Here is a 392-nt window from a genome sequence, read left to right on the forward strand (position 1 = left end):
TTATTTGGTTGTTCAATTTGCTTCATTTTTCTAATTTCAATTACTTCAAATTCTTTAAATATCTCTCTTAATTTTTCTTCAGAATATGCAAGACCACCTTGTAGACTCCATCCTCTATATACGTCCCAATCTGTTATTTCTGATCCGTTTCGCTCATCTAAATCGCCAGCTGCAAAACATGTTAATCCGAAATAACCACCAGATTTCAATGAGTTTTTAATTAAATCTACATAATTTATTCTTCTATGCGGTGGAATGTGATGCAAACAGCCCGAATCGTATACAAAATCAAATTCATTTTGACCCTCTAAATTAAAAATYGAATCACAAATAAAGTGAATTTTTATTCCTTTTKCYAAYGYYCTCTCTTTCGCCCAATTAATGCCCTCTAT

The 392-nt window shown here is 31.9% G+C and carries 1 protein-coding gene; it reads right to left on the reverse strand.

The features are described from left to right. The coding region (locus AC1DJR_RS33820) for a class I SAM-dependent methyltransferase (RefSeq protein WP_477004655.1) at positions 1-392 on the reverse strand (392 nt) is incomplete at both ends.

The organism is Bacillus sp. 05T31 (assembly GCF_056396725.1).